Annotated in this window: 24 protein-coding genes; 12 read left to right on the forward strand and 12 right to left on the reverse strand. The window is 36.2% G+C overall.

Annotation, left to right across the window (positions count from 1 at the left end):
- Window positions 1–147: 147 nt before the first annotated feature.
- Entirely contained in the window at window positions 148–1,215 is a 1,068-nt protein-coding gene (gene fbaA, locus DSM03_RS09070) for a class II fructose-bisphosphate aldolase (RefSeq protein ID WP_128760190.1), read from the reverse strand.
- Between the two features lie 69 nt (window positions 1,216–1,284).
- A complete protein-coding gene (gene tamL / locus DSM03_RS09075; protein WP_128760191.1) occupies window positions 1,285–3,879 on the reverse strand; it encodes a translocation and assembly module lipoprotein TamL in 2,595 nt (864 codons plus the stop codon).
- Window positions 3,880–3,884: 5 nt separating this feature from the next.
- Here tamL and DSM03_RS09080 point away from each other — a divergent pair, with 5 nt between their 5' ends.
- Together DSM03_RS09080 and DSM03_RS09085 are read left to right on the forward strand one after the other, a co-directional pair.
- Window positions 3,885–4,598: a TrmH family RNA methyltransferase gene (locus DSM03_RS09080; protein WP_128760192.1), complete on the forward strand. Its 714-nt coding sequence runs from the start codon at window positions 3,885–3,887 to the stop codon at window positions 4,596–4,598.
- Between the two features lie 15 nt (window positions 4,599–4,613).
- A complete protein-coding gene (locus DSM03_RS09085) occupies window positions 4,614–5,186 on the forward strand; it encodes a GNAT family N-acetyltransferase (protein ID WP_128760193.1) in 573 nt (190 codons plus the stop codon).
- Window positions 5,187–5,218: 32 nt separating this feature from the next.
- Here the strand turns inward: DSM03_RS09085 and DSM03_RS09090 are convergent, their stop codons facing one another.
- From DSM03_RS09090 to ubiE, 3 genes are read right to left on the reverse strand one after another with little or no spacing between them, the layout of a single operon-like run.
- On the reverse strand, window positions 5,219–5,968 hold the full coding sequence (locus DSM03_RS09090; protein WP_128760194.1) for a class I SAM-dependent methyltransferase: 750 nt from the start codon (window positions 5,966–5,968) through the stop codon (window positions 5,219–5,221).
- Entirely contained in the window at window positions 5,968–6,669 is a 702-nt protein-coding gene (gene porT, locus DSM03_RS09095) for a type IX secretion/gliding motility protein PorT/SprT (protein WP_128760195.1), read from the reverse strand. Before porT ends, DSM03_RS09090 begins: the two co-directional genes overlap by 1 nt.
- 4 nt (window positions 6,670–6,673) lie before the next feature.
- Window positions 6,674–7,402 (reverse strand): bifunctional demethylmenaquinone methyltransferase/2-methoxy-6-polyprenyl-1,4-benzoquinol methylase UbiE, encoded by a 729-nt coding sequence (gene ubiE / locus DSM03_RS09100; protein WP_128760196.1) that lies wholly within the window; start codon window positions 7,400–7,402, stop codon window positions 6,674–6,676.
- 217 nt (window positions 7,403–7,619) lie between these two features.
- Between ubiE and trkA the strand changes: the two genes are divergently transcribed.
- From trkA to DSM03_RS09120, 4 genes are all read left to right on the forward strand, one after another.
- Window positions 7,620–8,969 carry a Trk system potassium transporter TrkA gene (gene trkA / locus DSM03_RS09105; protein ID WP_128760197.1) on the forward strand — a complete coding sequence of 450 codons (1,350 nt, stop codon included), beginning with the start codon at window positions 7,620–7,622 and terminating at the stop codon, window positions 8,967–8,969.
- A gap of 49 nt (window positions 8,970–9,018) precedes the next feature.
- Entirely contained in the window at window positions 9,019–10,482 is a 1,464-nt protein-coding gene (locus DSM03_RS09110; protein WP_420813132.1) for a TrkH family potassium uptake protein, read from the forward strand.
- Window positions 10,483–10,565: 83 nt separating this feature from the next.
- Window positions 10,566–11,543: a YpdA family putative bacillithiol disulfide reductase gene (locus DSM03_RS09115; RefSeq protein ID WP_128760199.1), complete on the forward strand. Its 978-nt coding sequence runs from the start codon at window positions 10,566–10,568 to the stop codon at window positions 11,541–11,543.
- A gap of 92 nt (window positions 11,544–11,635) precedes the next feature.
- A complete protein-coding gene (locus DSM03_RS09120) occupies window positions 11,636–12,196 on the forward strand; it encodes a fasciclin domain-containing protein (protein WP_128760200.1) in 561 nt (186 codons plus the stop codon).
- Window positions 12,197–12,269: 73 nt separating this feature from the next.
- Here the strand turns inward: DSM03_RS09120 and DSM03_RS09125 are convergent, their stop codons facing one another.
- Both DSM03_RS09125 and DSM03_RS09130 read right to left on the reverse strand, forming a co-directional pair.
- A complete protein-coding gene (locus DSM03_RS09125; protein ID WP_128760201.1) occupies window positions 12,270–13,466 on the reverse strand; it encodes a pyridoxal phosphate-dependent aminotransferase in 1,197 nt (398 codons plus the stop codon).
- Window positions 13,467–13,481: 15 nt separating this feature from the next.
- A complete protein-coding gene (locus tag DSM03_RS09130) occupies window positions 13,482–14,588 on the reverse strand; it encodes a fatty acid desaturase family protein (protein ID WP_128760202.1) in 1,107 nt (368 codons plus the stop codon).
- Window positions 14,589–14,728: 140 nt separating this feature from the next.
- On the opposite strand from DSM03_RS09130, the gene rsmG reads away from it, so the two are divergent.
- Window positions 14,729–15,358, forward strand: coding sequence for a 16S rRNA (guanine(527)-N(7))-methyltransferase RsmG (rsmG, locus tag DSM03_RS09135; protein WP_128760203.1), 630 nt, complete (start codon window positions 14,729–14,731; stop codon window positions 15,356–15,358).
- Between the two features lie 52 nt (window positions 15,359–15,410).
- Here rsmG and DSM03_RS09140 read toward each other — a convergent pair whose 3' ends face one another.
- The 5 genes from DSM03_RS09140 to DSM03_RS09160 form a co-directional block, all read right to left on the reverse strand.
- Window positions 15,411–15,689: a hypothetical protein gene (locus DSM03_RS09140; protein ID WP_128760204.1), complete on the reverse strand. Its 279-nt coding sequence runs from the start codon at window positions 15,687–15,689 to the stop codon at window positions 15,411–15,413.
- Between the two features lie 152 nt (window positions 15,690–15,841).
- The gene (gene pruA / locus DSM03_RS09145) at window positions 15,842–17,467 is read right to left on the reverse strand and encodes an L-glutamate gamma-semialdehyde dehydrogenase (protein ID WP_128760205.1); all 1,626 of its coding nucleotides are present in this window, start codon (window positions 17,465–17,467) and stop codon (window positions 15,842–15,844) included.
- A 131-nt stretch (window positions 17,468–17,598) separates the two neighbouring features.
- The gene (apaG, locus tag DSM03_RS09150; protein WP_128760206.1) at window positions 17,599–17,985 is read right to left on the reverse strand and encodes a Co2+/Mg2+ efflux protein ApaG; all 387 of its coding nucleotides are present in this window, start codon (window positions 17,983–17,985) and stop codon (window positions 17,599–17,601) included.
- Between the two features lie 2 nt (window positions 17,986–17,987).
- Entirely contained in the window at window positions 17,988–19,223 is a 1,236-nt protein-coding gene (locus DSM03_RS09155) for a DUF3667 domain-containing protein (RefSeq protein WP_161567058.1), read from the reverse strand.
- 99 nt (window positions 19,224–19,322) lie between these two features.
- Complete coding sequence (locus DSM03_RS09160) at window positions 19,323–20,582, reverse strand: type IX secretion system plug protein (protein ID WP_128760208.1); 1,260 nt, start codon at window positions 20,580–20,582, stop codon at window positions 19,323–19,325.
- Between the two features lie 243 nt (window positions 20,583–20,825).
- On the opposite strand from DSM03_RS09160, the gene DSM03_RS09165 reads away from it, so the two are divergent.
- The 5 genes from DSM03_RS09165 to nqrE are packed head-to-tail and all read left to right on the forward strand — an operon-like array spanning window position 20,826 to window position 25,565.
- Window positions 20,826–22,178: a Na(+)-translocating NADH-quinone reductase subunit A gene (locus DSM03_RS09165; protein WP_128760209.1), complete on the forward strand. Its 1,353-nt coding sequence runs from the start codon at window positions 20,826–20,828 to the stop codon at window positions 22,176–22,178.
- A 5-nt stretch (window positions 22,179–22,183) separates the two neighbouring features.
- Window positions 22,184–23,395 carry an NADH:ubiquinone reductase (Na(+)-transporting) subunit B gene (locus tag DSM03_RS09170; protein WP_128760210.1) on the forward strand — a complete coding sequence of 404 codons (1,212 nt, stop codon included), beginning with the start codon at window positions 22,184–22,186 and terminating at the stop codon, window positions 23,393–23,395.
- A 2-nt stretch (window positions 23,396–23,397) separates the two neighbouring features.
- On the forward strand, window positions 23,398–24,132 hold the full coding sequence (locus DSM03_RS09175; protein WP_128760211.1) for a Na(+)-translocating NADH-quinone reductase subunit C: 735 nt from the start codon (window positions 23,398–23,400) through the stop codon (window positions 24,130–24,132).
- 2 nt (window positions 24,133–24,134) lie between these two features.
- On the forward strand, window positions 24,135–24,782 hold the full coding sequence (locus DSM03_RS09180; protein WP_128760212.1) for an NADH:ubiquinone reductase (Na(+)-transporting) subunit D: 648 nt from the start codon (window positions 24,135–24,137) through the stop codon (window positions 24,780–24,782).
- A 51-nt stretch (window positions 24,783–24,833) separates the two neighbouring features.
- Window positions 24,834–25,565, forward strand: a complete 732-nt coding sequence (nqrE, locus tag DSM03_RS09185) for an NADH:ubiquinone reductase (Na(+)-transporting) subunit E (protein WP_128760213.1) — start codon at window positions 24,834–24,836, stop codon at window positions 25,563–25,565.
- Window position 25,566 lies beyond the last annotated feature (1 nt).

Genomic DNA, 25,566 nt, shown 5'->3' on the forward strand with positions numbered 1-25,566 from the left:
CTGTGAGATTTAAATACTATTAGGGGACGCCCTCAAATTACTAAATGACCAAAACTAGCATTATAAAATGAGCCCGTTAATTTATAGGTCGAAAAAACCTCAGAAAATCAATTCTGAGGTTTCAATATTATTTTCGCAAAAGCGAAATTACAAAGTATTTACGTTATTTAAATCTTCAAATGCTTTTTCTAAACGAGCAATGAAAGATTCTTCTCCTTTACGTAACCAAACGCGAGGGTCATAATATTTTTTATTAGGGCTGTCTGCACCTGAAGGGTTACCTATCTGAGCTTGAAGGTAATCAGCATTAGCGTCAAAATATTTACGAATACCTTCAGTAAATGCCCATTGTAAATCTGTATCAATGTTCATTTTAATCACACCGTAGCTGATACCTTCACGTATTTCTTCTACAGTAGAACCACTTCCTCCGTGAAATACAAAGTCGATATGGTTTTCTTCTACACCATATTTTTTAGTGATATATTCCTGAGAATTCTTAAGAATTTTAGGAGTTAATTTTACGTTTCCAGGCTTATAAACCCCGTGAACGTTACCAAAAGCAGCAGCGATAGTAAACTGATCACTTACTTTGCTTAATTCTTCATAAGCATAAGCAACTTCTTCTGGCTGAGTGTATAATTTAGAAACATCAACATCAGAGTTGTCTACACCATCTTCTTCACCACCAGTGATTCCTAATTCAATTTCAAGAGTCATTTCCATTTTGCTCATACGCTCTAAGTATTTTTTGCAAAGTTCAATGTTCTCTTCTAATGGCTCTTCACTCAAGTCGATCATATGTGAGCTAAAAAGTGAGTGGCCGTGTTCTTTATAATACTCTTCTGAAGCATCAAGAAGTCCGTCAATCCAAGGCAATAATTTTTTAGCACAGTGGTCTGTGTGTAAAATTACAGTTGCTCCGTAGCGTTTTGCAAGTTCATGAACGTGTTTTGCTCCTGCGATACCACCAGCGATTGCCGCTTGTTGGTTTTCGTTAGAGTAGCCTTTACCAGCGTTAAACTGAGCACCACCGTTAGAAAACTGAAGAATTACCGGAGCATTAAGTTTTGCAGCAGTTTCTAAAACACCATTAATTGTGTTAGAACCTATTACATTTACTGCTGGCAAAGCATACCCATTTTCTTTAGCGTGTTTAAAAATTGCTTGAACTTCTTTTCCGGTCGCAACTCCCGGTTTGATACTATGACTCATTATTTGTTTGTTTACTTAGTTAGAGGGCATAAAATTAATAAATAATTAGGGTTTGACCTCTTAATTCTATTAGAAAGGATAGTTAATACCCACATTGTAGACTGCGTTTGCAAAGTTTGTATTCTTAAACCAGCGTTCGCCTTCTGCTAAAGCAGGATCATATGTCTTAAAACCTAAATCAAAACGCAAAACAAAAAAGCTGAAATCGTAGCGTAAACCAAAACCAGTACCTACTGCTATATCTTCAAGGCTGCTTATACCGGTAAAGGTCGCTTGCGGGTCATCTACATTATCTAGTGCATTCCAGATATTACCCACATCTGTGAAAATAGCACCTTTTAAGTCGCCTAAAAATGTAAAGCGTTGCTCTAGATTAAAAGCGAGTTTCATATTTGCTTCGTTAAAATCATTAGGACTGTTGGTGCTTCCGGGCCCCAATCGATATGCTTGCCAGGCTCTGTTGTCATTGGACCCCCCACCGAAAAAGCTTCTTATGAATGGTATGCTGTTTGAATTTCCGTACGGAATTGCAATACCGCCATAGGCTCTAAAAGCTAAAATGTTATCATTACCAAAATCCCAGTGCTTGATAAAATCAAGTTCGGTTTTAACATACTGAGAGAATTTAACACCCAAAACTCTAGACGATCCATCATCATTTTTCTCGAGACCAACTAAGTCGCTAATTGCACTTAGCGTGTTACCTGCAAGCTCTAGCTTAGCCCTAAAGCTGGTAAACTCATCATCAAATAGATTTTTGCGGGTATTTTTAAAATAGGTAAAACTTGTTGCTAATATAAGGTTGTCTTCTGTTAAACGCTGGCGACGTTCTTCGATATTTACCACATCACTAAACTCTGAATTTGTGAGTGTGATTGTGCTGTTTTGAACGGCATTTATAAAAGCTAAAGATCCGTCTGGTATAGAAAGATTTCCGTTCTCGTTAAGAAAGCCGGTAACTTGGCTTGGGTAATTTAAAGCTATATTATTAAGCTCTTCATAAGAGTTCTCATAAACATTAAAATAGTTAGAGACATTGAGGTTGCGCACATATTGAATATCAAAGAGGTCAAAACGGTAATTCAAATTTTCTGAAGGTGTCCATTTATAATTTATGCCACCTGTAATGTTTTGCTTGTCTAAACCTATATTTTGCTGAATACCTATACCGGTTGTAAAACTGGTAGATGGTGACATTTCTGGAGCGATAAAATTGGTTCGAATAGGGAAGAAGATCCTCGGTATAGTAAGACTTACATCAGCGCCAATTTCAGTAATGTCAAAAAGTTCAGGGCTGTTACTTCCTGCTGCTGTCCTAGAGTCTCCTATGCTTGCTCTACCTGAAATTTGTAAGGTTTCCATCCCGCCAAAAACATTACGTATTCTTAAAGAGCCACCGCCTGCGATACCAAAACGTTGAATATTTGAGGTAGAAACATCAAAATCTGCTCTAAGATTAAACTTAGGCAAGGGGGTAAGCATAATATTTGCAATAAGGTCTGTCCCTTCTGGATCATCAGGATCTTCAGAAAATCGTAAATCTGGATACCTAAATGTTCCTAACTGACTAAGGCGTATTAAGGTCTGGTTACGCGACTCATCACTATAGGTATCGCCGGGTTCTATAAAAACGGCATCGGTAAGGTATTTAGGCTTGTATCTTATTTTATCATAAGCATACAGATGGTGATCATTCAGTTCGATACTGTCTGAATATTCAGTGTCTCTCAACGCATAACCGTAATCTGTCGTGATATTAACCTTGCTTATTTTATGCACTTTTAAAGGAAGCTCGTATATAGAATCGCGAGCGCGAATTTCGCGGTTTCTTATATTCAATTCAAGATTTACTTTATGATTTGTATTTACAGAATCTCCTACAAAACTGATGAATTCCTGATCAAAATGAAACAAGCCATTATTCCGCATTAAATCTGTGATGCGACTGGTTTCTGCGTTGATATCTAACAATTCATATTGTGCATCTTTTTTGATAAAAGAAGCATTTTTATGACGCTCGTAAATAGAATCTGCAGCCGGAGATTTTATTAAGGTTTTTAAAGAATCTATAAAATAAGGTTTGCCGGTTTCTACTTCATAAATAACCTGACCACTTTTTTCTAAACTATCTTTTTTTATAGAATACGAGGTCTTGGCATTAAACCATCCTTTACTATTATAATACTCTGTAAGACGATTTGCAGAACGCCCGCTGTAATTGTCAGAAATGATAGAGGGTTCTTCTCCGAAATTTTTCAGAACATCGTTAAAATCTAATTTAAATTCAATGTATTTATCCAGCTGTTTACGTGAAAGAATCGCAGACCAGAATTTTAAAGTACGTTGATCATTATCATTCAGTTTTACTTGTAAAATAGAGTCTAGATCGGGACGTGCCCAGTTATAGATATAAAGTCTTAGTGGAGAACCCAGTAACGGTAATTTAGTGTTGGGCTGCTGGTAGGGGATATTATTGATGTTGTAAGCCTCGTTCTCCTCACCATTAACCAGAATGGTATTTTTGGTAAGTAATAGCTTTCCGTCGGGAACGCGCTTGACAGCATCACATCCTGCCAGTATAAGTAGCGGTATGATAATAAATCCTATTTTTGCGGAAAGTTGTTGCAAGGGCTTCTTTATAAAAATAACTTCAAAAATACACATTAGCCGTGGTTAGCAAAAGCCAAATAAAATTAATAACGAGTCTGGCTCAAAAAAAGTACCGACAACAGCATGGTCTATTTGTGGTTGAGGGTTTAAAAGGTATTTCTGAATTTTTAGAATCCAACTTTAACTTGCACAGTCTCTTTGCGCTTGAGGGGTATTTTAAGGATAAAAAACCTACTGAAGTTACTGCTGCAGAACTAAAAAAAATAAGTTTTCTCAAGACGCCTCAAAAGGCATTGGCTCTATTTGAAATCCCTGAAGATCTTAATAACGTAGAAGCGGGATTTCAACTCGTTTTGGATGATGTACGTGATCCCGGTAATCTGGGAACCTTAATTCGTTTGTGCGATTGGTACGGTATTAAAAATCTTATATGTTCTAAAGAGACAGTAGATTGTTTTAATCCTAAAGTTGTTCAGGCAACAATGGGTTCACTTACTAGAGTTAATCTGATTTATACTGATCTATCTCATTATTTGCAAAAACAAGAGCTGCCGGTTTATGCTGCGTTTATGGATGGTAAATCTGTCTATAAAGAAGGGCTTCCACAAGATGCAATCTTAATTTTGGGTAACGAAGCAAACGGAATTTCTGATGCGGTTGCTGAAAATATTCAGCATAAAATAAGTATACCTCAGTTTGGACAAAGCACTACAGAAAGTCTAAATGTTGCAATCGCCGGGGCAATACTTGTAAGTGAGTTTAAACGTAGTTGATAAATATGTGCTATAATGGATTTAGAAAAATTTTTCTCATCTGAATTGATACTTGAAAATGAGGCGGTTTTATTACATCCATTATCATTTGATGATATAGGTAAAATTGAAACAATAAGCTATAATTCAGAATTAGGTGAATTTGGAGCAAAAGTGAAAAACAGAAATGATTTAATTGATTATTTCAACTTTTGTCTTAAGTCAAAAAAGGATAAAGAACTTTATCCTTTTATAATTATAAGTAAGGAAGATAGTAATCCGATTGGATTGACAATGTTTGGAAATATTAGTTTTCAGCATAAAAGGTTGGAAATTGGATGGACATGGATTGGTGAAAAATTTCAAGGAACAGGTGTCAACACAATTTGTAAGAGGCTTCTTTTGAATTATTGTTTTAATGGTTTAAACCTGAGAAGAGTAGAGTTTAAAATAGATATAAAAAACCAGAAATCTCAAATAGCAATTGAAAAAATTGGTGCTGTTAAAGAAGGGCTTTTAAGGGAATATAATATCCAGTCTTACGGAGAGAGTAAAGGAACTTATGTTTACAGTATAATTAAAGAGGAATGGGAGAAAAATGAAGATTAAATAAGATATGAACTTAGACAAAGTAAATATTATTACTTCAAAGCACAAATACGTAAGCGCTTATAGTCTGCATAGTAAAATCCGTCTTTATGTAAATTTTCGTAAACACGTTGTTGTGTGATTTTTCGTATTTCAGCAGCATCGTTTTCCGGGATGTCTGTAAAATACTTTCCGGCAAACATTTGTAACCAGTCAATTATTCCGGTTTCAGGATCTTTCAGTTTTGTTGGGCGCTCATATAAATGCGCAAAAGTAACTTGAAAACCACGCTGTTCTAGAAAGTGGCAATATGTACCTAATTTAGGAAAGTACCAATTGATGGTGCGAGATTGTTTGAGATATCCTTTTTCTTTAAGAACAGCACTCAAAGCAGATATTATAGTTTCAATATTACCATTCCCACCCATTTCAAGAAGTAATCTTCCTTCTGTTTTTAAATTACTATACATAGCAGAAATAGCAGCTTCAGGATTTAAAATCCAGTGTAACGTAGCATTGCTAAAAATAGCGTCATATTGTTCAGAGTCTATAAAGCTTTCGCCACGTGCCTCAATAAATTTGATGTTGCTGAATTTATCTTGTGCAGCCTTAATCATCTCAGCTGAAGCATCAATACCTACTAGTTCAGCACCGCTTTCAGCAATTTCTGCCGTAAGCTCACCGGTACCACAACCTAAATCAAGTATGCGTTCGCCACTTTTGGGGTTCAACATACTGATGAGGTCTTTTCCGTAATCAAATACAAACCCGTGCTTTTCTCTATATAAATCTGCTTCCCACATTATTGAAAGGTAAAGTTTAAGAATATTCCGCGTGACTGCATAACTTCTATATTTGAAGTATATAAGCTATTAGGGTTTTCATCTCTAACTAGCTCATCACTAAGTGCAAAAACACCGCGTATGCTTGGTGAAAATTTAAAATAAGGTAAATAAAAATCGATGCCAAAGCCCACTTCATAATAGAAAGTGTTGTTTGTCATTCTAAATTGTCCTGCGCTGTTGTCATCAGGATTCTTTTCATTACTAGATAAGTTGTATGACCAACTAAAACCACCTTCTACAAAAGGTCTGAAGTTATTAAGCCTTTTAGTTGAAAACTTCAATAGTAAAGGAATATGAATATAGGTAGAATTTAATTCGCGCATTTTGTCATTATCCTCTCCCGGAATGTCTAAATAAAATAAAGTACGGGCATTGTAAACCAGCCCCGGCATCAGGCGCAAATCTAGATAATCATTGATACGCTTGTTGCCCAATAAACCTACATTGAAGCCATAATTTTGTTCTACGAAAATATCTGGGCGTTCTTCTTTATAATCAAAATTGAAATCATATCTGTTTATCCCAAAGTAGTACCCCCAGCTCCAAGGTTTTTTGTCAAAGTTCTCATCGTTGAGAATTCGCTCGCGGGTTAAAAATTGAGCGTTAGTTGTAGAAACAAGCCCAATAGTCAGGAATAAAAAGATAAAAATGATACGCATAGATTTACTTTGATGCCGAATATATGGTAGCGACCCCCATAGTTTGTGGGTGGTCTTTAACATGAGTAAACCCTATTTTGCGTAAAATATTGTTGAGTTTTTCGCCATAAGGAAAAACCGAAGCACTTTCACTCAAGTAAGCATAAGCTTCACGATCTTTCGAAAAGACACGACCTATAAGAGGGAGTAAGGTTTTAGTATAAATGCCATAACCTTGTTTAAATGGAGTCTTTGTAGGAACTGAAGTTTCTAAAATAACAAAAATCCCTCCAGGTTTTAAAACTCTTAGAATTTCGGCAAGACCTTTTTCTAAAGTTTCAAAATTACGAATACCAAATGCTACGGTTATCGCGTCAAAATAGTTGTCTTCAAAAGGTAAATTTTCAGAATCCCCTTGAACCATTTCTATAGTTTGATCCAGGTTTTTAGCACTAATCTTTTCTTTACCTACGTTAAGCATTCCGACAGAAATGTCAAGTCCGATTATTTTTTTGGCTTTAGTTTCAGCAAGATTTATAGCAAGATCGCCCGTGCCTGTAGCCACGTCAAGAATGCGTTGAGGTCGGGTAGCAGCTACCATCTTCACTACTTTTTTACGCCATTTTATATCTATTCCGAAAGAGATTACCCGGTTAAGCCCATCATACTCACCAGAAATAGTATCAAACATTTGCTCTACCTGTTCCCGTTTTGATCTATCAGAATTTTTATAGGGGTTCACGCTGCCGCTCATAACTTGTTTTTAATGGCAAATATAGTATTTGTAAATCTGTTAGCGCTTTTATTTTAGAAGGCTGTTATATTTAAAGTTATCTCTATTAAATCTACTATCTTTGCAAGGTTTTACTCACCAAGTGGGTAGTGAACTTGAGGAAAAACCTCTTAGATATATTGTTGTCATATTACTACTTAGTAGACTTGCTTCTGAGTAGATTACTTCAAACTCAACTATGAAGATTGTTATTGCAGGTGCCGGTGAAGTAGGTTTTCATTTGGCTAAATTACTGTCTTTTGAATCTCAGGACATCACGCTTATTGATGTAGATAAAGATAGGATTGCTTATGCAGATACGCATCTTGATATCCGTACAATACGAGGGGACACTACATCAATAGCTGTTCTTAAAGAAGCTCGTATAGATAGTACAGACTTGATTATTGCAGTTACAGCTAGCGAAACGACAAATATTACCGTTTGTGTACTCGCCAAACAAATGGGAGCAAAGCGTACTATTGCTCGTATTTCTAATACTGAATTTATAGCGAATCAAGAGGTAGCCGGGTTTAAGAAATTTGGTATAGATGAATTGATATCTCCTGAAAGTTTAGCCGCTTCAGAAATAGAATTATTGCTCAATCAATCTGCATTTAACGATAGTTATGAGTTCGAGAACGGAGCTTTGACAATGGTGGGGACTTCATTAAGTCGTACTGCTTCTTTTGTGGGGAAAAGTGTAAAAGAAGCAGCGCGTATATTCCCGAGTTTGCATTTTATGCCTATTGCGATACAACGAGAAGGAACGCAATATACTTTGATACCTCGTGGAGATACAATCTTTAAAGAAGGGGATCAGGTTTATTTTATGACGGTTAAAGGTGGGGTAGAAGAACTTTACAAGTTGACCGGTAAGGCAAAGCAGCAGATTAAAAATGTGATGATTTTAGGCGGAAGTAAAATAGGTTATAAAACCGCCCGTGACTTGTGTTCGCACAATTTTAATGTAAAGTTGGTGGAGAAAGACAGTGATAAAGCATTTGATCTCGCCGAAAAACTGCCTAAAACTTTGGTGATTAACGGTGACGGAAGAAACGTAGAATTGCTAGAGGAAGAGAATATTTATGATATGGATGCTTTTATTGCTGTAACCGGAAATAGCGAAACCAACATTATGTCTTGCCTAGTTGCAAAGTCTAAGAGTGTTAAGAAGACAATTGCCTTAGTTGAGAATATGGATTATTTTCAGCTGTCTCATAGTATAGGTATAGATACGTTGATTAATAAAAAATTATTAGCGGCCAATAATATCTTCAGATATATTAGAAAAGGAGATGTTGTAGCAATGACTAAACTCAACAATATGAATGCAGAATTGCTTGAGTTTATCGCTAAACCTAATTCTAAAGTTATAGGCAAGCGTATAAAAGACCTTGACTTTCCAAGGTCTGCTACCATAGGTGGTATTGTGCGTGATGGAGAAGGAATTATTGCTTTAGGAGAAAATAAAATTCAGGTAGGTGATCGCATTGTTGTATGTTGCCTGCTGCGCTCTATAAATAAAGTAGAACGTATGTTTATATAACTACATGCCTAACAGAGTCAGACTTAATTACAAAATCATTTTTCATCTAATGGGTGTATTGCTGCTTTTTAATGGCGGTTTTATGCTTATTTCTGCGTTAGTTGGTTATTTTTATGATGATGTTTCAGTAGCATTGGGGATAATTTCTTCGGGGCTGATCACATTATTTTTGGGAATGCTTTTTATGTTCTTTACACGAGATCATAAAAAGGAAATTCAAAAACGAGAAGGATACGTTGTTGTTACCTTTGGATGGATTTTTATGTCGCTGAGTGGCTGTCTTCCGTATTTGATTACCGGTGCAATCCCTTCTTTTACCAATGCTTTTTTTGAAACGATGAGTGGTTATACAACCACAGGAGCATCTATTTTAAATGATATTGAAGCCATACCTAAAGGAATTCTATTTTGGCGTAGTACTACGCACTGGATAGGCGGTATGGGAATTATTGTACTTGCTATTGCGATTCTTCCTTTGTTGGGAATTGGTGGAATGCAGCTTTTTGCTGCGGAAGCTCCAGGCCCTAATGCAGATAAATTGCACCCCAGAATTACTGATACTGCAAAGCGTCTCTGGCTTATTTACTTTGGGTATACGGTTGCCGAAACCATTCTGCTTAAAATTGCAGGGATGTCATTTTTTGATGCAATTAACCATGCGATGAGTACATTGTCAACTGGTGGTTTCAGTACAAAGAATGCCAGTGTTGCTTACTGGAATGATAATCCCGCAATACAATGGATTATTATCGTATTTATGTTTCTGGCAGGTACAAACTTTATACTCAGTTATTTCGCTTTTAAAGGAAAATTACGCTCCGTGTGGAAAGACGAGGAATTTAAATTGTATACAGCTTTTACGGTAGGTTTTACCATATTAGTGGTTCTCATCATTATACTGCGTGCAGATGTTTCAGTCTCTTCAATAGACCACCCTATGGTGTTAGGAAAATATGAGAGTGCTATAAGGCACGGGTTGTTTCAGGTGATTTCTGTAATTACTACCACGGGATTTGTTTCAGCAGATTTCACAATGTGGGCACCTTTTGCGACTGTAATCTTTTTTGGATTGATGTTCTTAGGAGGTTCTGCCGGTTCTACTTCAGGGGGTATTAAAGTTGTTAGGCATTTGATGATTGTAAGAAATGGCGTGCTTGAGTTTAAGCGTACGTTGCATCCTAATGCAATTCTTCCTGTGCGTCATAATGGTAAAGCAGTCTCTAAAGAAATTGTATTTAATATATTAGGATTTTTCATATTATACCTACTCGCATGGATCATAGGTGCTTGCGGCCTTGCGGCTTTAGGTCTCGATTTTGCAACCGCTTTGGGAGGTTCTGCTTCTTCGCTAGGTAATGTAGGTCCTGCATTTGGGATTTTGAGTCCTGTTAATAATTTTGATGCATTGCCAATGGTAGGCAAGTGGTGGTGTGCATTTTTGATGATGATAGGTCGTCTGGAACTGTTCACTGTTTTGATACTGTTAACTCCGTTCTTTTGGCGTAACCGCTAGTAACGTTTAACTTTACTGATTATAAGAATTAAAGCCTAAAGAGACTTTTTTAAAGCTAAAATTCTACAAAAAAAAATAGTGTCTTGAAAAATTACGATCTTATTATAATAGGTGGTGGTCCTATAGGTTTAGCCTGTGGTATTGCAGCAACAAAAGCAAAACTCAACTACATCATTCTTGAAAAAGGAGTGCTGGTAAACTCCCTATATAATTTCCCAGAACAGATGACCTTTTTCTCGACTTCAAACCTGCTCGAGATTGGTGATGTGCCTTTTGTGGCGCATAATGATAAACCTACACGTAAAGAAGCTTTAGAGTACTACCGCAGGGTTTATGAAAGTTGGAAATTAAATGTACGGCTCTATACGCCTGTATCTGGAATGCAACAAACTGAAGATGGTTATATTGTAGATACTCCAAAAGAGCAGTTTAATACTAAAGCTGTAATTGTTTCTACAGGTTTCTATGATACCGCTCGTAAATTGAATATTCCGGGAGAAGATCTTCCTAAGGTTAAGCATTTTTATGACAGTCCGCATCCATATGTTAATCAAAAAATTTTGGTTATTGGAGCCGCAAATTCGGCTTGTGATGTGGCTCTTGAAACATTTTATAAGGGTGCTGAGGTTACGATGGCTATTCGTAGTAATGAGATTTATCCAAAAACAAAATACTGGATCAAGCCCAATATTGAAAATAGGATCAAAGAAGGTTCGGTCAAGGCATATTTTGAAACTTCGGTTACCGAAATTAAACCGCATTCTGTTGTGTTGAACACTCCAGAAGGAGAAGTTGAAATAGAGAACGACTTTGTTTTGGCTATGATAGGCTATATGCCAGATTATTCCTTATTTGAAAATTTAGGAATTCCTGTAGATGAGGAAAATCATAAAAAGCCTATTCATAATCCAGAAACTTTAGAAACACCGTTACCTAATGTTTATGTTGCCGGTGTTATTAATAGTGGACTCAAAACAAGTAAATTGTTTATAGAAAACACACGTGTTCATGCAGATATGATCTTAGAGCATATTAAAAGTAAAATCTCTCAGATGGCTTAGTTTAGTTAATATTTTCCTAAAGGAATGTATTACGAAAACCTTTTAATCGATTTGTCTCGTATGTGTAACCGTAACTAAAAAAAACTTACACTATGAAAAAGAGAAATTCACTATCAACACTTTTTATCGCTTTATTTATCACTGCAACAACTGTTGTAACTGCACAAGAAACTAAAATGGTAGGAGGAGCAGAAATGTATCCTACAAAAAATATCGTTGAGAATGCAGTAAATTCAAAAGATCACACAACTCTGGTAGCTGCAGTAAAAGCCGCAGATTTAGTAGAGACTTTACAAGGTGATGGTCCTTTTACTGTTTTAGCTCCAACAAATGCAGCTTTTGACAAATTACCAGAAGGAACCGTAGCTACTCTTCTTGAGCCAGAAAACAGACCAGCGTTACAAGGTGTACTTACGTATCACGTAATTGCAGGAAAGCATTCTGCAGCAGATATTATGAAAGATATTAAAGTTGCAGGAGGAACTGCTGAGTGGACAACTGTTAACGGTCAAAAACTGTGGGGAATGATTGATGGAGGTGTGGTTAAAATTAAAGACCAAGCCGGTAATATTGCAACTGTAACTATCGCTGATGTAAACCAATCAAATGGTGTTATTCACGTAATTGATACGGTTCTCCTTCCTGAAATGTAAAATTCAGATAAGCTATGAGATAAGAAAAGCGACCTAAACAGGTCGCTTTTTGTTTGTTATAGGAATGCTGAAATTAAGAAACAGCTTTCTTTATTCTAGCAAGAGCTTCTCTAATTTGATCCTGACTCGCAGCGTAAGAAATACGTATACAGTTAGGGTTTCCAAATGCTTCACCGGTAACGGTAGCAACATTTGCTTGCTCTAGAATGTATAAAGCAAAATCTGAAGCGTTGTTAATTGTCGTGCCGTTTAAGGTTTTTCCAAAATAGTGAGAAATATTAGGGAACACATAAAATGCACCTTCTGGCTCATTACACTCAAAACCTTCGATGTCTTTTAAAAGACCTAGAATTAATTTTCTACGCTCTTTAAATTCATCAACCATATATTGAATTTTGCTCACAGGAGCTTCAAGAGCAGTGATCACTGCGCGCTGAGCGATACAGTTAGCACCACTGGTAACCTGACCTTGTATTTTATTACAAGCACGAGCGATGTAAGTAGGAGCGCCAATATAACCTATTCTCCATCCGGTCATAGCAAAAGCTTTTGCAACACCATTTACAGTAACTACGCGATCATACATATCTTCAAACTGAGCCATACTCGCATGACCACCTACGTAATTAATATGCTCATAAATCTCATCACTAACCACAACGATTTGAGGATGCTTTTGAAGTACATCTGCAAGAGCGCGCAATTCAGTTTCGCTGTAAATAGATCCACTTGGGTTGCAAGGAGAACTATACCAAAGCATTTTTGTTTTTGGAGTAATAGCAGCTTCCAGTTGTTCTGGAGTCATTTTAAAATCGGTATCCAAAGAAGTTTCAACTTCAACCGGTACACCCTCTGCAAGTTTTACAATATCTGAATAACTCACCCAGTAAGGGCAAGGTAAAAGCACTTCGTCTCCAGGATTAAGACATACCTGTGCTACGTTATATAAAGACTGTTTTGCTCCAGTAGAAACTACGATTTGAGAACGATCGTAAGTTAATTTATTATCACGCTTAAATTTATTAATAATTGCGTCTTTCAATTCTACATATCCGTCTACGGGAGTGTATGAATTGTAATTGTCATTTACAGCTTGTATAGCAGCATCTTTGATAAAATCTGGCGTGTTGAAGTCTGGTTCTCCAAGGCTAAGACCTATGATGTCTTTGCCTTCAGCACGCAGTTCACGAGCCTTTGCAGCCATAGCAAGTGTAGCAGATGCTGCTAAATTATTAATTCGGTCAGATAGTTGATTGGTAAGTGTTTCCATTTAAAAATGTAAAAATTAAGCTGATTGAAGAGCGGGTTGCATCCCCATCTCTTTTAAATATTTAAAATGAGCAATAATCGCTTTGCGTGTAGTCTTATACTCATTGTATGGTAAATTAAATTCATTAGCCGTTTCGCGAACGATTTTAGAAATTTTCGTGTAGTGAATGTGGCTGATGTGTGGGAAAATGTGATGCTCAACCTGATGATTAAGCCCACCGGTAAACCAGTTTACAATTTTATTTTTTGTTGAAAAATTAACGGTAGTAAATAACTGGTGAATTGCCCATGTGTTTTTCATCGTTCCGGATTGATCTGGCAATGGCATATCTGCTTCGTCAATAACGTGCGCTAATTGAAACACAACGCTTAGAATTACTCCGGCAGTGTAGTGCATTAGAAAAAAGCCAATTAGTATTTTCCACCAAGCAACATCCAAAACAAGAATAGGAAGGATGATCCAGATACTTACATAAATTAATTTTGTAATAACCAGTTTAGTCCATTCTAACTTAGGATTAGGAAACTCACCATAAGAAAGTTTACGTTTCAGGTAGCGTTTCATTTGTAGAAAATCTGTCGTTATCGCCCAGTTAAAAGTCAGAAGGCCATAAAGAAAAATTGAGTAATAATGTTGAAAACGGTGATGCTTATACCAAGGAGCATGCTTAGAAAATCTCAGGATTCTACCCGCTTCTAAGTCTTCATCATGACCATGAATATTGGTGTAAGTATGATGTAGTACGTTATGTTGAACCTGCCAGTTATAAACGTTGCCGGCAAGAATATAAATACTACTACCCATTATTTTATTAACCCATTTTTTCTTCGAAAAAGAGCCGTGATTACCATCGTGCATAACATTCATACCTACACCGGCCATACCAACTCCCATAACAATGGTTAGTAAAAGTTGAGCCCAGCCCGGAAGATCTAATGTTAAGAGTATGAAGTAAGGTGCTAGAAATAAGGAGAACATCACAGCGGTTTTGACATACAGTTTCCAGTTGCCGGTGCGTTCTACATTATTTTCTTTAAAATACGTGTTAACACGCTTGTTGAGTGTTCGGAAAAACTTAGTCGAATCTACTCGCGAAAATTTTATTGTTTTAATATTTTCCATAAACTTTTTGCTTAATGTAAGCAACACTTTAGAGGGTGTTTACAATGCAACCTCAAAAATAAGATTTATATCTTTTTAAGGTCTGTAAATACCTTAATTTAACGCGTTAAATCCTAATTTTGTTGCTATAAAAGTTGAATATGGAACTTATTAAGCATTATTTTTCAGATCTAGATGATAATCAATTACTTCAGTTTGAAAAGCTGAACGAATTATATCAAGACTGGAACCTTAAAATCAATGTCGTTTCTAGAAAAGATATTGATGAAATTTATCTGAGACACGTTTTACATTCATTAGGTATAGCCAAAGTGCAATCTTTTAAGCCTGGAGCGTCGATACTAGACGTTGGTACTGGTGGTGGTTTTCCCGGTATTCCTCTTGCTATTTTATTTCCGGAAACACAGTTTCATTTGGTTGATAGTATCGGTAAAAAGATAAAAGTGGTTGAAGAAGTTTCTGAGGGCTTAAGACTTAAAAATGTAAAAGTCACGAATGATAGGGTAGAGAATATAGATGGACAATATGATTTTATCGTGAGCAGAGCGGTAGCTCAGATGGAAACTTTTGTGAGATGGGTGAAAGGAAAAATTGCTAAGAAAAGTGAGCACGAATTGAAAAACGGTATTCTTTATCTTAAAGGTGGAGATCTCACTGAGGAGTTAGCGCTGTATACATCTGCAAAAATCTATGATCTAAAAGATTACTTTAAGGAAGAGTTTTATGAGACTAAAAAAGTGGTGCATTTTCCTTTGAAGTATAAAGGTTGAAAATAAGATATTGATAAACATAAAAAAAGCGACTTTTTAAGTCGCTTTTTTATTAAGTTCTAAGCATGTTTAAATACGTTCTGTTGCATCTGGTTCCAAAACTTCTCAAAAATTCTTGAGCTCTGTTTAAGAGTGTTGTGCGTTCTTCTTGATCGATTTCTAATAAAGAATCTTCTAATTCTCTAAGTTTTTCATCAATACTTTCAGGATCACGCACTAGATACAACTTCTCCTTCTTACGTGTTATCTTTCTGTTACTCTTCTTTTTAGAAACATCTATAACTGAATATTTCACTTTCAGTACATACATTTTTTTATCCTCCGTCGTCATAGTCATGATATTTTATATAAAGTAAAGATAAGAAAATAGATTTAATTAACCTTAAAAATACGTTTACGTAACATTAAGTTAACATTGGGAGAGGCAAAATAAAAAAAGCTACCGGTTTTCTGGTAGCTTTTAAAATTATTCAAAGAGGGTATTTATTCTCCTAAAAAAGGATATCTGTAATCTACTGGAGTTACAAATGTTTCTTTTATTAGACGTGGAGAAACCCATCTTAGCAAGTTAAGAATACTACCTGCTTTATCGTTTGTACCTGAAGCTCTTGCTCCACCAAATGGTTGCTGACCTACAACAGCTCCTGTAGGCTTGTCGTTAATGTAGAAGTTACCGGCAGCATTTTGTAATGCTTGCGTAGCTTCAGTGATCGCATAACGGTCTTTTGCTAGAACAGCACCTGTTAATGCATATTCACAATCGTCAACTAATTTTAAAGTTTCGCTCCAGTTTTCGTCTTCATAAACATAAATCGTAACAACTGGGCCAAAAAGCTCGGTACTCATCGTAGTATATTTAGGATTTGTTGTTAAGATAACAGTGGGTTCTACAAAGTAACCAGTGGATTTGTCACAGTTACCACCTACAATGATTTCTGCTTCTGAATCATTTTTAGCTTGATCAATATACTTGGCTAATTTGTCAAAAGAGCCTTCGTGAATAACAGCAGTGATGAAGTTACTCATATCTTCCGGAGATCCCATTTTAAAAGACTTAATATCTTCTAAAAGGAAATCTTTTACTTCATTCCATATTGATTTTGCTACATAAACACGGCTTGCAGCACTGCATTTCTGACCTTGAAATTCAAATGCTCCACGAGAAATAGCAGTGGCAACTTGTTTAGGGTTTGCTGTAGGGTGTGCTAGTATAAAATCTTTACCACCAGTTTCACCTACGATGCGTGGGTATGTTTTATAGTTGTGAATATTTGCACCTATTTTTGCCCAGATGTCTTTAAATACGTGAGTAGAACCTGTAAAGTGAACCCCAGCAAAATCAGGACTAGCCAATACCGTGTCAGTAATCATGGCGGGATCACCGGTTACCATATTGATAACGCCATCAGGAATACCAGCTTCCTCAAAAACTTCCATTATTACTTGTGCAGAATACACTTGGCTATCACTAGGTTTCCATACAACAGTGTTGCCCATAAGAGCAGGAGCTGCAGGTAAATTCCCGGCAATTGCAGTAAAGTTAAATGGAGTAATCGCGTAAATAAATCCTTCTAATGGACGATGCTCTACACGGTTCCAAGCTGCAGAAGAAGACTCTGGCTGTTCTGTGTAAATCTCACTCATATACTGTACGTTAAAACGTAAAAAGTCAATGAGCTCACAGGCCGAATCAATCTCAGCTTGATAAATGTTTTTAGACTGTGCAAGCATTGTAGCTGCATTAATTTTATAACGGTAAGGACCTTGAATTAACTCTGCAGCTTTTAAAAAGATTGCAGCACGTTGTTCCCAAGGCATTTGTGACCACTTCTTACGAGCTTCAAGAGCTCCGTAAATTGCATCTTCTACATTAGATTTTTCAGCTAATTGGTATGTTCCTAATGTGTGTTTGTGATCGTGAGGAGGAGACATCGTACGTGTGTTTCCTGTTTCTATTTTCTCACCATTAATATATAGAGGCACATTTACTGTGCTGTTGTATAAATCTTTGTAAGTTTTTAATACTTCTTCGCGTTCTGGAGTTCCGGGAGCATAGCTTTTAACAGGCTCATTTATAGCAACCGGTACTTCAAAAAATCCTTTTGACATAGTTATTTATTTTTTTGTGTTCTTATTGAATTCTAAGCCGCGGAAGTTACAAAATAATAAAGGCAACACCTGAATGCTAGGGGGGTGTATTTTCTTTAAATATGTAAAATGAACTTGGCTTTATGAGCGCCTTAATTGAGAACGTGTGTAGCACTCAGTTTGAATGTAGGAATCATTACCTGAAACTGACCAGAGTTTGAAAAGTTGATCATTGTATAGTGGCCGTTCATAGCACCAAAAGGAGACTTGAGCAAACAACCAGAATTGTAGGTGTGGGTCTCACCGGGTTTCAATACAGGTTTTTTCCCAATAACGCCTTCTCCCACTACTTGTTCTCTCACATTGAGCGCGTCATAGATAAACCAGGATCTGCTAAGTAACTGTACAGTGTCTTGACTGTTGTTTGTAATGCTTACCCGGTAGCCAAACGCATAAAACATCTCATTGTTCTTTGTAAAAGAACCTTCAAAATAGGTGTCTACAGATACGCGTATGCCTTTTGTGACTTGTTCTACCATGTTTAATACAAAGCTGCAGTGAGTATAAAAAACAAAGCTCCTGCAAATGTTCCTAGCATTAAAAATACAATATTTAATATGAAAAACTTAATAATAGTGCGTAATCGGCTTTCTTGGTAAAAGTTGCGTAGGGCTTTGTAGAAGTAAAATGGAGCTACAAATGTTATAAAAATACCAGAAAGGAAATCTTCATTCAGTAAGTATTCAGGAATTAATAAGAGTAATAATACTAAAAACAGAAATGTGAAAATATGGAAAATGAATATCACGTGTTCCATATAATTGTAATTGCGCTTTACAATAAATAATTTTTTGAATCCGGCAATTAAATAAAGTGATATTCTGCCTAGATAGGGTATTTTAAAAAAGACAAGAAGCTTAGGGTTTGAATTGTTTGTAAGCTCTGATAGAATAGATTTGAAAGAATATCTTTTAAAGTAAATCAATAAAAAGAAGCAGGCAAAAACAGGTGCTAGAAAGAATAGGAATAGAGGTATTTTTTGGGTAAGATATTTAGCAAATTCAATGGGATTATCTAGTATACGTTCAAAACTTTTCTCTTTTTCATAAATCCAAATATTGAGTCTGGTCTTTGAGTAATCCAGACTGTCCATAGCCTGTGAGGGACTCTTGATTTTAGTTTTGATTGAGAAGTCTTGAAATAATTTAAATTTTCTAGTCGTTCTTTTAAAAAAGTTGATAGTATCTAAGCTGCTTTCTCTTATATATGCAAAGGGTAGCTTCTTAAGGCTTTCTTTATCTTTAACTTTTAAGCCTAGCTCTTTATAATAGCTGATAGAATCTAATGGTATTTCTGGATTTTCTGAGTTGAGATTTAAATTAAAAATGTTCTTCAGCGATTGATTATTAGCATCTACTTCATTGATTTTCACAAAGTCTAAAAAACCGCTTAAAAGAAAGTAGATAATGCTTACGCTTAGGAAAAATCTAAAAGGGTTCGCGTAACGCATACGCTGTCCTTTAGCGTAATTACGTGTGATAACACCTGGCTTAAAGAGCAAGTCTTTTATAGTATATCTAAACCTGGAGTCGTAATTAACTACGCTAATAATAAATTCGCCAAAATAATCATTTAGCGAAATCTTTTTTGTGGAATTTAATTGACCACAATATGGGCAATAACGGTCACTTAATTCTAAGGGGTGATTGCAATTGAGGCATTCGTTACCGCGGTAGTTGAGTGATTTTCGAGAAGATTGTTGTAGTTTTTCTTTCACAATCTAAATATAAAACGATTATTCTAAAATGGAGATTAAAATACTAAGGTCTCCATTTAAAATTGATTTTTAAGAACTGCACCAAAATAAATCGTGTTATTAGTTTCTGCGCACGTTAGAGATTGAAGTAGATAAAGCGTTGCCTACTCCTATGAGTTCATCAAAACGACCTCCCGGTGGTTTGTAATAAATGAGCACATCGTAATTGTTTTCAGTTTGCCAGAAGTCTCCATCAACGGGATTGTAGGGTAGCTTCTCTCCGTTTTTTGTGACGGTATATTTGTAGTTATAATATCCTTGTTTGAGTAATAAGGCTAGTTCGTAGCGCTCGCTTTCTGGATTATAGTGCATTTTAGTCGCCTCTTCGAGAGTGTAATTATTAAAGTTTCCATAGATATGAATTTCTTCATCTTCAGGGCGTAAAGGGTGATCTAAGCTAAAATGAATCCAGGCATACTCTGAATTTACTTTAGGTTCATTTCCTTGAATGGTATTGATTGCAAAATTCCCATTAAGATCAGGATTATATGTGTAAACCTTGTCTGCACGGGTTGTATTTCCGTATAAGTAATTATGATAGAGGTTGATGAGCTCTATGTACTGTATGCGATTTGTTGCTGCCCGAATGTCTTTATTGTCAAAATCAAAAAATTCATTGCCGGCATAAAACGAAGCTTCTTCGTCATAACGATATTGAAGTTGGTTGCCTATACTGTATTGTGGGATAAGGTTAGAAATGGTGTTGTTGAGATTGTTATTTTGAATGATAAGTGGTTTTATAGTTTTTTCAGGATTGATCAAAACAGATTCACCGGAGTCTACATTAAAGTTTATAACTTGTTTCTGTTCGATAAACTCTAGATTTCGTGTACGTAAAATTTCTACACCCACTGTTACCTGAGGGTCATAGATCATGAATTTTCTAGAAAAAATAAGTTCATCATCTGTATTAAAAACCTGCAATAAATAATTTCCAGATTTTACAATGGCGGTAGTATACTGGTTGGGTATCTGCAATTCATAATGGGTGTAAAGTTGAAGTGTGCTTACGGAATTTGTATAATCCATAATACGCACATCATCTATACCCTTTAGATATTCGGTTTTTGCAAGAACTGAAGGTGTCCAGTCATAATTGTAGTGGGTGATGGTGTAATAATAATCTGCTTCATCACCTATTATATCATCAAAACTTAAACTTAGCGGGTCACCCAATCGTAACAAAGGCAGTTGACTTTGTGCTGTATTTCCATAAAATTGAACGGTTTTGATGTAGGCTGGAGCAGGAGTTTCTGTTGCCACCTGAGCAAATCCTGTTAAGAAGAAAAATAACATGTAAAAAACCGAAAACGTTTTCATTTTAAAAAATCAAGTGTAATGAAGCAAATTTACTGGCATCAAACATTATTTGGAAACAGTCTCAATAAGAGATAAAACTAGTTGTTATAAGCGGTTTGAGCGCCTTCAAATGTAACAAAAATTATCCGGCCAGATTTTTATATTATTGTTTGTGTTATAAGCTTCTAAAATTTGTAAATTCGCACACCTCAATTCAAGCATATAAAGGGTTGAGGATAACAAGAACTTTAACATATACTTCCTATGTCAAAAGACATTAAGATCAAAAAGGGTCTTGATATTAAGTTAGTGGGTGAGGCCGAGCATACTATTGCCGATGCACCTAAATCAAGAACCTATGTGATCAAGCCTTCAGATTTTCATCTTGTAACTCCAAAGATGCTGTTTAAAGAAGGAACTAGCTTTAAAGCAGGAGAGCCACTTTTCTATGCTAAGAAAGATGAGAGTATCAAATTTGTTTCACCAGTTAGTGGAACACTCACTGAAATCAAACGAGGCGCCAAGCGTGTAATTACACATTTAGTTATTGAAGCAGATGGTACAGATGATTCTGTAGTGCATTCAAACATTGATGTAAATACCGCCAGTGCAGAGGCCATTAAAGAGCGTATGCTAGAATCTGGCTTATGGCCATTTATTAAGCAGAGGCCTTATGATATCATCGCGAGTACAAAAACTACTCCAGATGCTATCTTCATTTCTGGTCACAACAGTGCTCCTTTAGCTCCTGATTATAACTTCAGTTTAAAAGGAAAGGAAGTACAATTACAGGCTGCAATTACTGCGTTGAGTAAGTTGACTTCTGGTAAAGTTTATCTTGGTGTTGCTAAAGTTTCAAACTCTGTTTTTGAAAATCTTAGTGAAGTTGAGATGCATACTGTTTCTGGTCCACACCCTAGTGGTAACGTAGGTACGCAGATTAACAAAATTGCTCCGGTAAATAAAGGGGAGACTGTATGGACAATTACTCCAGAAAACCTTGTTATTATAGGAGAGCTTTTCCTTACCGGTAAATTCAATCCGGAGCGTGTTATTTCTGTTTCTGGTTCTGAGGTTAAAGCGCCAAAATATTACAAAACAAAAATAGGGGCAGAGGTTTCTACTTTTGCATATTCTGCAGGTATTAATAGTGACAATGTAAGAATGATCTCCGGGAATGTTTTAACCGGAAATCAAGTTGCAGCAGATGGTCATCTAGGATACTACCATAATGAATTTGTTGTAATCCCTGAGGGTGATGATTACGAGCTTTTTGGATGGAATAAACCTGTTTTTAATAAAATTTCTTCTTCAAGAGCATTAACCTTCTCTTGGTTATTCCCAAATAAGAAATACGACTTAGATACTAATACAAACGGTGAACACAGAGCATTTGTGGTGACTGGTAATTATGAAGAGGTTTTTCCTCTTGATATTTATCCACTTCAATTACTTAAGGCTTGTATGGTACAAGATCTTGATGCAATGGAAGCCTTAGGTATGTATGAAGTAGCTCCTGAAGATTTTGCACTTACCGAATTTGTATGCGTGTCAAAACAACCACACCAGGCAATCATTCGCAAAGGACTTGATTTAATGCACGAAGAAATAGGATAAAAGCTATGGGATTAAAAGAAAAACTACACGGAATTAAAGAGGATTTCAAGGGTAAGAAAATGGCGCCTGCTTTTAATGCGCTTCATACTTTTCTTTATACACCTAATGAAACTACTCATAACGGTTCTCATATTAGAGCCGTAGACGATTTAAAGCGTACCATGAACACGGTGATCATGGCGCTTATCCCTGTTTTGATATGGGGTATATTTAATGCAGGTTATCAGCATTATGCTGCTGTAGACGCTGCAAACGGAATTATAAGAGAGGCAAGCCTTTTTGGTAATTTCTTCACTTGGGACAATCTTGCTATGGGAGCTATTACAGTGCTTCCACTTGTGATTGTTTCTTACTTAGTAGGTCTTGGGGTAGAATTTATTTTTGCTGTGATTAAAGGTCATGAGGTAGAAGAAGGTTACTTAGTTACCGGAATGCTTGTACCATTAATTGTTCCTGTTGATATCCCATTATGGATGTTAGCAGTTGCTGTTGTTTTTGGTGTTGTAATAGGTAAAGAAGTTTTTGGAGGAACAGGAATGAATATTCTTAATCCTGCATTAACTATTAGAGCATTTCTATTCTTTGCATATCCTACTTGGATGAGTGGTGATAAAGTTTGGGTTCACGGTGCAAAAGATGTTGTGGGAACTCCTGACGCTATTTCTGGTGAGACTATCTTAGGAGCTTATGCTCAGAACTCTTCTGTAGTATATGATTTTGCTGATAAGTTTTTTGGCTTTATACCGGGTTCTGTGGGAGAAACTTCAACCTTCTTAATCATTTTAGGAGGTCTGTTTTTAATGTTCACTAAGATTGCAAGCTGGAGAATCATTTTTAGTGCAATTGTAGGTGCAGCTGTAATGGGGCTTATTTTCAATGGTGTTGTTGATCAAGGGTGGATTTCAGAAGGAAGTAAGTTTTACGGTCTTATGAACACACCTTTCTGGGAACATTTAATAATAGGCGGTATCGCTTTTGGTATTGTATATATGGCAACAGATCCTGTGTCTGGAGCGCAAACTAATACCGGTAAATACTGGTACGGTTTCTTAATTGGTTTTTTCTCGATTATGATACGTGTATTTAATCCGGCTTACCCGGAAGGAGTATTTTTAGCAATTCTTTTAATGAATGTTTTTGCTCCTACTATTGATCACTATGTGGTACAGGCGAATGTGAAAAAGCGTATGAAACGTTTAAAACTTAAAACTGCTTAATAATGGCAAATACAGATAAAAATAGTTACACGATAATCTTTGCTGTAGTTATGGTGCTTGTTGTTGGGGCATTGTTAGCCTTTACAGCATCAAGCTTAAAGCCTACGATTACTGAAAATGAGCGCTTTGAAAAACAGCAAAACATTCTTTACGCAATGGGCATCAATGAGAATGTTGAAGGATCTGTGAATTTTATTCCTACTAGTGAAGTAGAAGCTGAATTCTCAAAATACATCAAAGAGCAATTGGTTATACAGAATGGTCAAGTTACAAAAGACAGTTCTGCATATCTTATAGACCTTAAAGGAGAACTGGCAAAAGATATGTCTGAGCGCAAACTACCTTTGTTTGTTGGAGAAAAAGAAGGTGAAGATTATTACATCATTCCTTTATATGGTAAAGGGCTTTGGGATGCAATCTGGGGTTTTGTTGCTTTAGATGCTGACTATGTGGTTCAAGGTGTTTATTTTGATCATAAAGGGGAAACTCCTGGTCTTGGAGCAAACATCAAAGAGCGCTACTTTATGGATGACTTTACCGGAGAAGAGATCATGAACGGTACTCAATACGAAGGAATCACTGTAGCAAAAGGAAACAATGATCCACTTAACGAACGTAAAGATGATGGTAAAGTAGATGCTTTAGCAGGAGCTACTATTACAGGTAATGGTGTAACTGCAATGATTAACAGCACTGTTAAGCTTTACATTCCTTATATAAAAGACTTAAAATTATAATTATGGCATTATTATCTAAAAAAGATACGGGGCTTTTATTAGACCCATTAGCAGATAACAACCCGATTACAATTCAAGTATTAGGTATCTGTTCTGCTCTGGCGATTACTGCTCAGCTTAAAGCTTCTATTGTAATGGCGCTTTCTGTAGTGTTTGTTTTAGCTGTAGGTAATGTGGTGATTTCGCTTATGCGAAATATCATACCTTCTAAAATTAGAATTATTGTTCAGCTGGTAGTGGTTGCGGCCTTGGTAATTATAGTGGATCAGGTTCTGAAAGCTTTTGCTTATGAACTGAGTAAGACGCTTTCAGTTTTTGTAGGTCTTATTATTACAAACTGTATTATTATGGGGCGTTTTGAAGCTTTTGCTTTAGGAAACGGACCTTACAGATCTTTTCTTGATGGTATTGGTAACGCTGCAGGATACGGTTTGATTCTTATCATAGTAGGATTCTTTAGAGAGCTTTTAGGTTCTGGAACATTACTAGGCTTTAAAGTTTTAGGAGATCCTATCGCTAAAACAGGATTGTATGCAATAGGTTATGAGAATAATGGTTTTATGCTGCTTTCCCCAATGGCGCTAATTGTTGTTGGAATTATCATCTGGATTCAGCGTTCTAGAAACAGTGCATTAATTGAAGAAAACTAAAGATTACGATTGGAGCTTTAAAACTTCTTTCTAACTTTTTATTATAAAAAAATGGAACACGTAGAGTTATTTTTTAAATCAATTTTTATTGACAATATGGTTTTTGCCACGTTCTTAGGGATGTGTTCTTACCTTGCTGTTTCTAAAAAAGTTTCTACCGCTGTAGGTCTGGGTGCTGCTGTAATCTTTGTATTAGCAGTTACTGTGCCTATGAACTGGTTATTAGATCAATATGTATTACGCCCGGGTGCCCTTACCTGGTTAGGTGCTGAGTATGCAGACTATGATTTGAGTTTCCTTTCTTTCATTCTCTTTATTGCTACCATTGCGACCATGGTTCAGCTTGTGGAGATTGTAGTTGAGAAATTTGCCCCAGCATTATATACTTCACTTGGTATTTTCTTGCCGCTTATTGCTGTAAACTGTGCGATACTTGGTGGATCACTTTTTATGCAATCAAGAGATATTCAAACTTTAGGGTTGGCATTTAACTATGGTTTAGCATCAGGAATCGGATGGTTTCTTGCAATTCTTGCAATTGCTGCAATCCGTGAGAAAATCAGATATTCTAATGTACCTGCACCTTTGAGGGGTCTGGGGATCACCTTTATCATTACCGGTCTTATGGCGATTGGTTTTATGAGTTTTGGAGGGATGCTTACTGGTGGTGAAGAGAAAACTGAAACTACTGATGAAGTAGCTAAAGTAGAAGTTCAAAAACAAGATGCGGCAACAGAAGATGAATCTTTAGCTGAAGTATCTCAAGAAATAAATAACAAGTAAT

The organism is Leeuwenhoekiella aestuarii, from assembly GCF_004104055.1.
GTDB lineage: Bacteria > Bacteroidota > Bacteroidia > Flavobacteriales > Flavobacteriaceae > Leeuwenhoekiella > Leeuwenhoekiella aestuarii.